General features: G+C 67.6%; 1 protein-coding gene. It reads right to left on the bottom strand.

Features of this window, described 5'->3' with window-relative positions; genetic code table 11:
* Positions 1 to 2: 2 nt before the first annotated feature.
* Complete coding sequence (locus QZ613_RS05875) at positions 3 to 12,467, bottom strand: Ig-like domain-containing protein (RefSeq protein ID WP_291902482.1); 12,465 nt, start codon at positions 12,465 to 12,467, stop codon at positions 3 to 5.
* Positions 12,468 to 12,670 lie beyond the last annotated feature (203 nt).

Here is a 12,670-nt window from a genome sequence, read left to right as displayed (position 1 = left end):
GGCTAGGCGAGCGGCAGGCGACGACGCTCGCTCTGGCTCTGTCGCAGTTGTTCGCTGAACGATCGGGCAGCGGCGCCTGGCGTCGGCCTGGTCGCCGCCGGCACGGGCGGGAGCAGAGCGTCTACGGCGATTGGATTGCCGCCGCCATCCCGGGCCCTTTCGTCCATCCCGTCGATCCCGTCGATCCCCTCGCTCACCTCCGCGCCTCCCGGCGCCTCGAACGCAGGCGCTGGCATGGCTGTCGTTGCCGCGTCGGCCTGGACGCCGCCCGAATTCGCGGCGATCCCGAGCGGAGAAAAAATGGAGAGATCGTCGTACAGGCTCTCGCCGCCGAGGGCCAGGCGACTATTTGCCCGCGCGCGCTGCGCCAGCTCGGCAAGCAGCTGCCGCGAGAACGCGACCCCCTGCTTGAGGACGAACTGGCCCGGCGTCAGCGTCTGATCCAAGTCGCGCAGCAGGGAGCGCAGGTCGCCTGTCTCGCGTGCATCGTACACGCCGAGCAGCGCGGCAACCCCCTCGGCCAGCGAGGCCTGGGCCCGATTTACCTGCTGCAGAACGTAGTGGGCAGGAGCGAAGGACTGTTCGATGCGCCGGATAATCCGGTCGACACGGTCGACCTCCAGCCACGGCGCCACGTCGTTATCCTGCAGGACGTACGGCGGAACCCTGAAGTCGGCGACCGGCGTGACCGTGATGTCGAGGGTGCTGCTGGCCGTGGCACCGGCGCCGTCGCCGTCGCGAATGGTGTAGGTCACCGTCGGCACCCTGCCGTTCCAGTCGGCCAGCGGCGTGAAGCGGTAATCCCCATCGGCCGTCAGGGTAAGGGTGCCCACGCCGGCGATCACCAGGCTGCCGCCGACGGCGCCGGGCGGCACGGCGACGACCAGGCCATTGACCGCGAACTGGGTGACCGCAAGGAGGCTGTGGCTGCCATCCGGGTCGCTGTCGTTGGCCAGAACGTTGCCGCTCAGCTCGCTATCCTCGGCCGTGCTCGCCGTGTCGGCAACGGCCACCGGCGCCTCGTTCCGGCCGTCGATGGTAATGGTCAGCGTCGTGGTGGCCGTACCTCCCTCGCCGTCGGAAACGGTATAGCTGAAGGTGTCGGTCAGCGTTTGTCCGACGCCAAGGGCCTGGACGGCGCCGTTGCCGTTGTCGATACGGTAGCTGTAGCTGCCGTCGCCATTCAGGGTGAGCGTACCGTAGCTGCCGCTGGTCCGGCCATTCACCGTCCCGGGAGCGCTGCCGGAAACGGCGACGACACTCAGCGCGGAGTTGCTGTCGACGTCGCTGTCATTGTCGAGCACGTTGCCGGTGGCCGTAAGCGTCGCGTCTTCGGCGATGCGGTTGACGTCGGCGACAGCGAGCGGCTGGTCGTTGCTGCCGGTGATGGTGATGGTGATCGTCGCATCGACCAGCGCGCCGCGACCGTCGCTGGTCGTATAGACGAAGCTCTCGCTGAGCGTCTCGCCTTCGTGCAGGCGCTGGACGGCGACGTTGGCGTTATCCAGGGCGTAGCTGTAGCTCCCGTCGGCAGCAATGGTGATGGCGCCAAAACTGCCCGCCAGGGGCAGGTCGATGCTTCCCGCGCTGCCGCCAGGACGCATGATCCCGACCACCGTCAGCGGGTCGCCGTCGGGATCGATATCGCGTGCGGCGAGGTCGATACTGCTCACCCCGCTGCCATTCGTCCTCGCCCCGCTGATCACGTTGCCACTGGCCGTGCTCTGCTCTTCGCCGAGGGTGTTGCTGTCGTTGCCGGCGCTCGGCGCGTCGTTGGTGCCGTGGATGGTGAAGGTGAGCGTTGCCGTACTGGTGGCGCCGTCGCCATCGCTGATCGTGTAGCTGAAGGTGTCGGTCAGCGATTGGCCGCGGAGCAACGCCTGAACGCTGGCATCGCTGCGCTCGACGGCGTAGGAAAAGCGACCATCGGCAGCCAGCGTCAGGGTGCCGAAGCTGCCGCTGGTGTCACCGCCGACCGACCCCGCACCGCCATTGACGGCCACCACTTGCAGGGTCGTTCCGGCGTCCGGGTCGGTGTCATTGACCAGCACATTGCCGTTGATCGGCGTGCCGCCCGGCGGACCGGCGGTATCCGTGGTGTCGTAGGCGTCGTCGTTGGCCAGCGGTGGGTCGTTCACGTCGCCGACGTTGATCGCCAGCGTGCTGCTCGCCGTCGCACCCGCCGTATCGGTCAGCGTGTAGGTGAGCGTCGGAACGCTACCGTGCCAGTTGTCCAGCGGCGTGAAGGTATAGCTGCCGTCGGCGCGCACGGTGACGTTGCCGACACCGGCGATCAGTGTACTGCCCCCGCTGGCGCCGGCCGGCACGCCGACGGTGACGCCGTCAACGACGAAGCGGGTCACCGTCAGCGTGTCGCCCGCGTCGCCGTCGGTATCGTTGGCCAGGACGTTGCCGCTGACGGGCGTGTCTTCCAGCGTACTGGCCGTGTCGGGATTGGCGACCGGCACGGCGTTGGTCACCGTGACGCTGATCGTCGCCGTCTCGGTGACGCCACCGCTGCTGACCGTATAGGTGAAGCTGTCCGCCCCGACGTAGCCCGGCGTCGCGGTATAGGTGATGGTCCCGTCGCCATTGAGCACGGCGTTACCGTGAGCGGGGCTGCCAATGGCCGTGATGGCCGCCGCCGGGTTCTCGAAATTGTCGGCGGTGGCGCCGTTGGTGCCGCTGAGCGGATTGAAGCGCAGCGCCACTGCGCTATGGGTGCTGACCGAGTCGTCGGTGATGTCCGCCACCGCGCTGACCGCAAACGTGATCGTGTTGGCAGTGGGATCGGTGTCCATGCCGCCGTTCACCCTGCCGCCGTCATCGACGACCTGGAAGGTGAAGCTCGCCACGGCGGGGCCATTGGCATCCAGCGGCGGCGTCCACGTCAGATTGGCGATGTCGGCGGCGGCGATCGATTGCCCTTCGGTGACCTCTATGCCGGACAGGCGCAGAATGCCGCTGCCGGGAAGCGTGGAGATCAGCACTGCGGCAAAGCTGTCGGGCGGGCTGTCGTGGGCGTCGATGAACGTGAAGTCGGCGGCCTGAAACGAGTACGCGGTGTCCTCGATCGCGGTAATCGTCCTGTCGGCGCCTGCCGGCGCATCATTGACCGAGGCGATGCTGGTGCCCAGCGAAACCGCGTTGGCGCTATCGCTGTAGCGCGTGGTCCCGCCCGAAAGCGCCGTGTCGTTGGCCACATTGACGCTGCTTCCGGCAGCCGGCAGGACGCCCGCCGAGTCGTCGACCAGGCGCACGGTCAGGCTGCCCGGGCTACCGTTCCAGTCGGCAGCGGGCTGGAAGCGCAGCGTGTACGTGGCGGGCAGAAAGAGACCGCCGGCGGCGGTCAGCGTCGTCGGGATATCGGTCCACGCGGGGTTGCCATCGGCCAGGTATTGCCACTTCCCTTCACTGCTGGCAGCCGCGTTGCCGGTGATGACGATGCCTGCCAGGCCGTTGGCCAGCGAGCCGCCGGTGAAAGCCCCCTGATTGTCCTTCGCGTCGCTGAACGCGGCGTTGAACAGATTGGCGATCGTCGCCTGGCTCGGGCTGGCGGCGTCTTCCAGCGAAGCCGGCAGGGCGACATTGGCGAGCAGGCGTGTCGGCGCGTCGTTCTGCGCGCCAACGGTCAGGGCGACGCTGTCGCTGGCCGTCGAAAACGGCGTGCTGCCGCCGTTGTTGCTACCGCTGGTGTTCACCTTGTCGCCGGGGTTGCCGGCGGTCCGATCCCAGGCGCGCAGCGTCAGGCCCGCGGCCACCGTGCCGTTGCTGTCGGGGTTGGGCTGGAAGTAGACGCGGTCGCTGTCGCGCAGGAGCAGGGCCTGGTCATCGCCAACGGCGCCGATCGGGATCCAAGACGTGCCCCCGTCAACGGTGTACAGCCAGGTGCCCAGCGTGTTGTCGGTCGCTATGATGGCGACGCCTCGCAGCGGGTTCATATCGACGTCGCTGACGCCGCCGGCGAGGTCCGCCACGGCGGCGCCCACCGCCCCGCCGAGCGGTAGCGGATCGTCTTCCGCAACGCTGATCGCGCGCACGGTCGCCGGGTCGAGCACGGGCGCGTCGTTGCGCCCGCGCAGCGTGATGCTGCTGCCGTTGCCGTTGCTGAGCAGCGAGCCCTGCTTGGGGCCGCCCTCGCCTTGCGCGCCGGCGAGCGCAGCGTTGCCGTCATTGACCGTCCACACCAGTTCGATGATTTCGTCCTGGGAATTGCCGAGGCTCTGGCGGCTGTTGCTGTAGGTCAGCCCGTCGGCCACCGCCTGGACCTGCACGCTGGTCGTGCCGGGGTCGAAGGTGACCGCAAAGACGCCGCCGGCGTTGGTGAAGCTGCCCACCTCGAGGGTACCGATGCGCAACCTGTCGCCGACAAGATTGACGCCGCCGCTGACGCCGAAAAGGTCGTCGCCATTGGCGCCACCGGCGCGATTGACCGAGAGGATCGCGCCGCCCCAGTCGCCGTTGCCGCCGCCGAAGGCCGACAGCTCCGGATCGCTGATCGTCGCCGGCGGAAGCGCCGAGACGAAAACCCCGTCGTCTTCGAAGAAGCTCGCTGTCAAGGGAGAGCCCGCGGCGGTCAGTACCGGCGCGTCGTTGTTGGCGGTGATGCCGACGCTGACCGACGCGCTGCCGCTGCGCGGGCCACCCGTTCCCTGCGGGTGGGTGCCGCTGTCGGTGTTGCCGTCGTCGATCGTGTAGCCGATGGTCACCTGGGTCGGCGGGTTGTCGTTGCCGTTGCTGTAGGTCAAGGCCTGCAACACCGTATTGACCTGCGCGGTGGTCGTCGCTTCGCCAAAGGCGATGCTCAGTACACCGTTGATCCGGGTGAAGCTGCCGACGACGCCGGCGCCGATGCGCACCTCGTTGCCGTTGAAGTTGACACCGACGTTGCCGCTGCCGGTCAGCCCGAAGACATCGTCGCTGGCGGCACCCGGATTTCCCGTCTCACCGGTGCGCTGCAGCGTCAGCACCGCGCCGCCCCAGTTGTCGTAGCCGGCAAGTTCGGGATCGGTGAGGCTGGCGAGCCCGTCGCCGAGCAGGTCGAGGACGACCGGCGTGCCGTCTTCGGTGAAGCCGACCGAGCCACCCAGGCCCGAAAAGAGCGGTGCGTCGTTGACGCCGCTGACCAGCAGCGGGATGGTCGCCGCAGCCGTCGTCGGATCGCTGCCGGTGACGCCGCTGTTGCCGGCGTCGTCGAACAGCAGGCTCAGCGTGTCGTTGCCCGAGAAGTTGCTGTCCGGCGTGTAGTTGAGATCGCCGGCGGCAATGGCGGCGTTGATCGCGGCGATGCTGCCGGTAAGGGTGATGCTGCGTCCACCCGGGCTACCGGAGGTGAACGCCGTCACGCCTGCTGGCGATCCGTCCACCGCGAGGGTGCCGTGCAGGGCGGTGATGACGACAAAGGTGTTGCTGCCGTAGCCGCCATCGTTGCTGTCCCTGGGATCGGCGAGAACGATGCCGTCGATCACCGTGGTGGCGTTCTCGTTGACCGTCGTGGTCACCGCCCGGGTGGCCTGGACGCCGGCCGCCGGGTCGACGTCCAGGGTCGGCGTGTCATTGACCGGCGTCAGGTTGATCAGCGTGCTGGCGCTGGCCGTGGCTGCCGTGGCCGGGTTGCCGGGGCTGTTGCCGAGGTCGCTGACCGTGATCGTCAGGGTGCGGGGCACAACGTCGCTGACGTTGAGGTTGTTCGCGTCGGGCGCGGAAGTGTAGCTGAGGGTCGCCAGTGCGCTGTTGATCTGGCTCACCGTGCCGCGCAGGGTCAGCGTACCGGTACCGAGCCCGGTGCTCACGGTGGCGCCCGGAGTCAGCGTGAGGCTCCCCGTCGGAATGCTCAGGACCACCTCGACGTCCGCGTTGCGGGCGTCGGGGTCGGCGATGCTGACGCTGTTGGCGAAGCTGAAGGCGACGTCTTCGATCGCCGTTACCGTCGCCGGCGTGCTGATCGTCGGCGCGTCGTTCACCGCGGTGATGCCGTCGATGCGCACGCCGGCGCTGACGCTGTGCACGTCGGAACCCCCGCCGGCGGCACCCGCCCCGGCGTTGTTCAGGTCGTCGAAGCTGACGCTGATCGTCTCGGAAGCGTCGGGGTCGTCTCCAGGTACGTACTGGACCGTATTCAGGGCGGCCTGCAACTGGGCCAGGGTGCCGGTAAAGGTCAGCGTGCTGCTGCCGCCGCCCCAGTCGCCGGCGCCGCGGTCGGTCGCCTGGCTGCCGGCGGTCAGCGTCACCCCCGTGGTGTTGAGGACGAAGGCGCCGTGCGGCACGGCGATGTTGATCTGCCCGAGGTTGCTGCCTTCCGCACGCGCCAGGTCTGCATCGCCAAGGGTGAAGATCGACCCCAGGGCGATCGGGGTGTTCTCGTTGGCGGCGCCGACGGCGGTGATGACGGGCGTGCCGTTGGTGATCGTCGGCGCATCGTTGAGCGCCGTCACGGTCAGCGCAACGCTGTCGGTGGCCGTCGAAAAGGCCCGCGTCGTGGCGCTTCCCGCAGTCGTGTCGACGCCGCTTGCGCCGTTGCTGTCACTGCTCTGGTCCCAGGCGCGCACGCTGAGGGCGGACGCCTGCACGCCGTTGTAGTCCGTGTTCGGCTGGAAGTAGAGGCGCGCGTCGGGGGCGAGCAAGACGGCGCTGGTCGGCGAAGGGTCGCCCAGCGGCAGCCAGTTCGCTCCGCCGTCGGTGCTGAAGTGCCAGCTGCCTGCGGACGCGTTGGCGCCGATGATCGCCAGGCCTTTCGGGTCGCCGCTGTCGACATCGCTGATCCCGCCGAGCAGGCTGGAGACCGGCGTGCCAACCGCGCCGAGCGGCGGACCGGCGTCCTCGCGCTCGCTCATGGTCAGCGTGGTGTCGGCCAGCACGGGCGCGTCGTTGACGGCGGTGACGGTCAGCGAGACGACGTTGTCCTCCATCGAGAAAGCGGTGGTGCCGCCGGTCAGGCTGCTGTTGGCGCGGCCACCGACGCTGCCGGTGGTCTGGTCCCATGCGCGGTAGGTGAAACTCGCCGTGGTCGCATTGCGGCCATCGGGAATGAAGCGCACCCAGGCGTTCGGGTCGAGAAGCAGCGAGCTGTTCGGCGAGACGCTGCCGATGGCGGTCCACGCGCCGTCGCTGCCGTTGCTCGAGTCGAGCGAAACCTGCCAGCTACCGTTGCCGGAAGACAGGCCGCTGATGGCGATGCCCTGCAGGAAGCCGTTGTCGACGTCGCTGCTGCCACCAAGCAGCGTTGACACCCGGAGGCTACGCCCGTTGCTGGTCTCGTCTTCGCTGATCGGCGCCAGGACGGTGTCGCCGGGGTTCATTACCGGCGCGTCGTTGCGCTGCTTGACGATGATCGAGGTATCGACAACGACCGTATCGACGCCCTGCAGGGTGGTGCCGGCATCGTCCTGACGACTGGCCGCGCCACCGCCATCGACGAAGGTGTAGCGCAGCGAACGCGTCGCCTGCGCGGTAAGCTGCGAGGCGTTGGCGAGGTCGGTGTTCTGGAAAGTCAGGTTTTCCAGCACCGCCTTGACCGCCGCGACGTTGGCGCTGGCGTTGAAGGTGATCACCAGCTGAGCGCCGTTGGCGCCGTTGGTCGCGCTGTCGGCAGGGTTGACCGTCGCAATCACGGTGCCGGCGTAGCTGACTTCGCCGCTGCCGGCGTTGAAGCCGACCTGGTTGGCGCCGGCACCCTGGTTGCGCAGCGAAAGCTGATCGCCAATGGTGCCGCTGCCCAGGGTATAGGCAATGGTCAGCGTCGTTCCGGCGTTGTAGCTGGCGCCGTTGGCCAGGTCGACGTCGTTGAAGTTCACCGCCGGGTCGATCAGCGTCGCGCCATCGTCCTCGAAATAGGTCAGCGGATTGAGCGCGGAAAGCTGCGGCGCGTCGTTGACCGGCAGGATGGTGATGTTGAATCGGGCGCTTGGCTCGTTGTCGCCGCTGCCGTCCGAAATCGTGAAGTCGAAATGATCGGTCAACGGCGTCTCGGAGCCGTTGTGGCGATACTTGAGATAGCCGTTCTGAATGTCCTCGAGGGTGAACGCGGCGCCAACGCCCAGGGCGGTGATGACGCCGGGCTTGTCGAGATAGAGCGTGCCGTTCTGAACCGCCGCAGTCAGGCGGAACTGCGCCTGCCGACTGGTGTTGTCGGTGTCGGTGTCGACGGGGAACTCGGAACCGAGCATCGAATAGGTGATATGGCTCACCCCACCCTCGGGGACTGTCGCGCCGGTGTTGTTGAAAACCACTGGCGGATCGTTCTTTGGCAGGATGTCGATGCTCACCGTGGCGACATTGCTGAAGAGGCCGGCCGGGTCGTTCAATTGCCAGGTGAAACTGTCGGTGAGGACGGTGTCCGAACCGTCCTGAACGTAGCGCAGCTTGCCGCCGCTGAGCAGCAAGTAGTCGAACTGCTCGCCGGCGATGACCGGCACGAAGCCAGCGCCCGCGCCACGATCGATTTCGAGCACGCCACGCTGCGGCAGGCTGACGATGGTGTACGTCGCAGTGGCCAGGTCGTCGTCGCTGTCGCTGGCCGCCAGGATATTGGCGTTGAGAACCTGGATCCGCCCAAGGTTGTCGTCGTGGCCGTCGCGATTGGTGTCGTAGCCCTCGTCAACGACGAAGTTGCGAGCGTAGGCAAGCGGCGCGTCGTTCACGTTGGTGATCGTGAAGCTCACCGTGCGACTCGGGCTGCGGGCGACCGCGCCCTTGTTGATGGCGAGCGAATTCAGGCCGTCGTTGACGGTGACGAAGCCCAGCTCGCGGATCGGCGAGTACGCAACGTCACCCACCTGCACGACACCGCCGTCGCGCAGGTGGACGACGATCGAGTCGCTGCGCAGTTCGGAGTCGGCGCTGTGAAAATAGGCGACGTTGCCCGCCGCCACTTCGGACGCCGCAAAGGTGCCACCCTGAGCAATCACCACCCAGGCCGCGCCACTCCAGTGGCGCAGGTCGCCACCGAGCGGAGCGCTCTCCAGGACATACGCCAGGGCAGCCGGATCGGTGTCCGGATCGACGTGCTGCAGATTGGTGCTGGTCAGCTTGACGGCGTTGGTTACCCCGGTCAGGTTGCGATCGTCGAGGCCGCCAACCGCACTCGCTTCCATGACGCTGCCACCGTTCGAGCTGCCCTGGGCAATCGTCGGTGCGTCGTTGACCGGCGTAACGATCAGGGCGATGGTCGAACTGCCGGCGACCGCGCCACCGCTGCGGGTGACCGTGAAAGCGTCGCGGTAGGGCGTACCGTAGCCTGCCGGTTCGGCTCCGTTATTGACATAGACCACCCTGCCATCGTCGAGCTGCGCCTGGCTGAAGCTGCCGCTGCCCGCAGCAAGGGCGGCGCCGTCGAGGTAGAGCGTGCCGTATGTCGGCACGGCGGAGAGCGTGTAGATGTCCGACCCGGTCAGGGTGACGTTATCGATGCTGGTGAACAGACCTTCGGCGGTGATTCCGCGCAGCGTACCCCCGGTACCAGGACCGGTGGGCGCCGTCGGGCTGACGTCGATTTCCAGCGTACCGGTACTGACACCGCCATCGCGATCGTTGACCGAAAAGTCGAAGCTGTCGTCGGCGATCGACGGCAGGCCATCGGTGGCACGCCCGTCATGCGTGTAGGTGAGCCGGCCCGAGCTCAGGTCGTCTTCGGTGAACGTCGAGCCGACGCCGATGACCTCCCCGTTCAGCTCCAGAAGACCGGCGCGCGGGAAACTGTTCACTGTATAGACGCGGTTGGCGGCGGCGCTGTCCGGATCGCTGCTGGTCAGGAACTGGGGCGTGATGGCCACCGCCGGCCCCCCCTGCGGCGCGGTAAGCAGCTGCGTCACCGGGGTCGGTGGGTCATTGCGGGCGACCACGGTCAGGGTGACAGTGGCCGCTGCACTGCTCGGGGTCGGCGCCTTGTTGTCGCTGGCCACGACCGTGAAACTGGCGGTCGGCTGGTACGGCCCCGCGAAATCACTGCCGCTGACGGCTGCCGGTTCGGCACCGCTGGAGATGAAGTGCAGCCGGTTGGCCAGTTGCGTACCGGTCAGTTCCAGCCCGGCGAAGACATCGACATAAATGCTGCCGTTCCAGTACTGCAGGCGACCAACCGCCGCCGCGGGCAGGCTGGTGATGGTCAGCGTCATGTCGTCCGGCACGCCATCGGCGTCACTCAAGCCGAGGTTGAGCACCGTGAAGTCGCTCGCCTCGCTGCCCACCCGCTCGGCAACCGTTTGCGTCGTCCCGGTGATGGCGATCTGCGCGTTGACGTCGCGAATGGCGATCGGCAGAACGACCGGAATCTGGCCGCCGGCGCCGTCACGCAGGGTCAGGGTGACGCTGTCGCTGTCGTCGGCAAATAACTCGCTGCCGGTATGCCGGTAGCTGATCCTGCCCTCCTGCACGTCCTTCTGGGTAAAGATGCTGCCGACACTGAGCGCAATGCCGTTCCTGAGCAACAGTCCCTTGCCGGCCAGCGGCGGCTCGACACGGTAGGTGAGCTGATCGACACCATTGTCCTGGTCGACGACCGGCAACTCGGTGATGGTGATCGTCCTCGTGCTGCCTTCGTTGAGCTCCAGCGCCACCGGCACCAGAGTGGGAATGTCGTTGCGCGCGGTGACGATGAAGTCGGCGGCCAGGCCGGCCGTGCTGAACGGCTGGGCACCGCCACGCTCGCTGGCACCGACGCTGGCCGTGGCGCCGGCGCTTGCCCCGTCGCTGCGGTCCCAGGCGTAATAGGAAATCCGGGCCACTCCCGATTCCTTGCCGTCGTCGGCATTGCTGTCGGCGACGAAACGCAGCCTTGCCGCCGCCGGCAGGAGCAAGGCGGCGGTGGGCGAAAATGGCGCCGCCGACGTCCAGCTGCCACCGCCATCGAGTGAATACTCCCAGACACCGGTCATTCCGTTGCTGACGTTGCTGTCGTAGATGGCGATACCGAGAACCGTCCCGGCGTCGACGTCGCTGACCACCCGATGACCGTCGACGTTGCTGAGCAGCGCACTGACCAGCGTACCGGGGTTCTCGCCGTTGGTCGCGTTCTCGGGAATCGAACTGGCAACCAGGATGGCTGGCGTGCCGACGATCCGGGGGGCGTCGTTGTTGCCGCTGACGGTCACCGTGATGTCGGCCTGCGCCGTACTGTGGCCGTCGCTGAGGGTATAGGTGAAGTTCTCGGTCAGGGTGTCGCCGGCGGCCAGCGCCTGCACCGTCGCCAGCGTGTTGTTCAGGCTGTAGCTGTAGGCGCCATCGGCGCCCACGGTCAGGCTGCCATAGCTTCCGAGCAGCGGATTGCCGACGCTGCCGGCGGTGCCGCTGCCGGCAGCGACCGTGCCGGTGCGCAGCGCGATGACACCGAGCGTATCGATCGGGGCGTCGACGTTGATGTCGTTGGCCAGCACGTTGCCCATGACGGCGGCGGTGGCGTCTTCGGTCACGGCGATCGTGTCTGCCCTGCCCGCCGGCAGGTCGTCGACCGGCGTCACGGTCAGCGTGACGGTCGTTGGCCCGACGCTGCCGCTCCCGTCGCCGCTGTCGTCGGTATACACAGCGATGCTCGCGGCGCCAAAGTAATCGGCAGTCGGCGCAAAACTCATGCCGTCCAGGGCCGTGTTGACCTGCGTCAGCGTGCCGGAAAAAACAAGGTTGGCGCTACCGTCGCCGGCAATGCTTGCCCCACTTCCAGCGTGCAGGGTGATCGTTCCTCCGCTCACCACCAGGGTCACGGTCTGCATGTCGCCGGCATCGGCGTCGGCGATGCTGATGCCGGTGACGGCCAGCGGCGTGTCTTCGCTGGTCGTTCGCGCGCCACCGCCATCGACGATGCTCGGCGGCGCCAGCAGGTGTTCGAAATCGGCCAGGGCAAGCGCGCGCGCCTCGATCGGACCGGCGGTCATTTCGAGAACCCAGTTGCCGCCCAGCGCGGCGCTGCCGGTGGCGTCGGAGGACGCGGCAACGTCCGCCTGCGTCAAGCCGGCCAGGGTGTCGATGAACGCGCGATTGTCGGCGGCGACATCGCAGCCATAGAGCAGGATGTCGCCGTCTGCGCTCAGCGCCGAACCGATACTCGCGAGCAGCGCGCCTTGCCGCTGCAGCTCGCTCTGATTGACCAGGCCCAGCCCGAGAAGCAGGCCCTCGCGGCTGCCGTGACTGAGAATGTGGATCGCAGCAAGGTTCTGCTCACCGTCGAGCGCGGCGGCGATTTGCGCCAGGCCCTCGGAGCGCGGGTCGAGTACCACCACTTTCGCCGGGCCGGCGAGCAACTTCTCGACATCGATGCCGTGCACCAGCCGGCTGTCGACGACGATAAGTTCGCGTGGCGGCGCTTCGACGGGCGCCGGCGCAGGCGCAGGCGCATCGCGAACGGCCGCAGCGCCGTCGTCCTGCACGGCGGCGGCGACTTCCACCGGCGCCGCGCCGTCGAACAGGTGACGAGGTTCGAGGGCCATCGTCAGACGGCGCGGCGACCAGGGCGGAAGCGAGGGACGATTTCTGGTCATGGCGATCCTCTACGGGCGTGCGGCGCTTGCCGCCGTCTGATGCATTCACCCGACGGCAGCACAGCCCGCATGCCATTCGGGTCCTCGGGGCAGGGACATGGTGCTACCCGTACCGCGACGATCAACCCGCCAACCACACAAGAACCAGCATTCTAGGGCACTTGGCGCCATTTCGAGGAAAAATCGAGCGCTGGCGACGACCT

Origin of the sequence: Candidatus Accumulibacter sp. ACC005 (genome assembly GCF_907163215.1) — a bacterium.
Taxonomy (GTDB): Bacteria; Pseudomonadota; Gammaproteobacteria; order Burkholderiales; family Rhodocyclaceae; genus Accumulibacter; species Accumulibacter regalis.
This window is presented reverse-complemented; position numbering and strand designations above follow the sequence as displayed.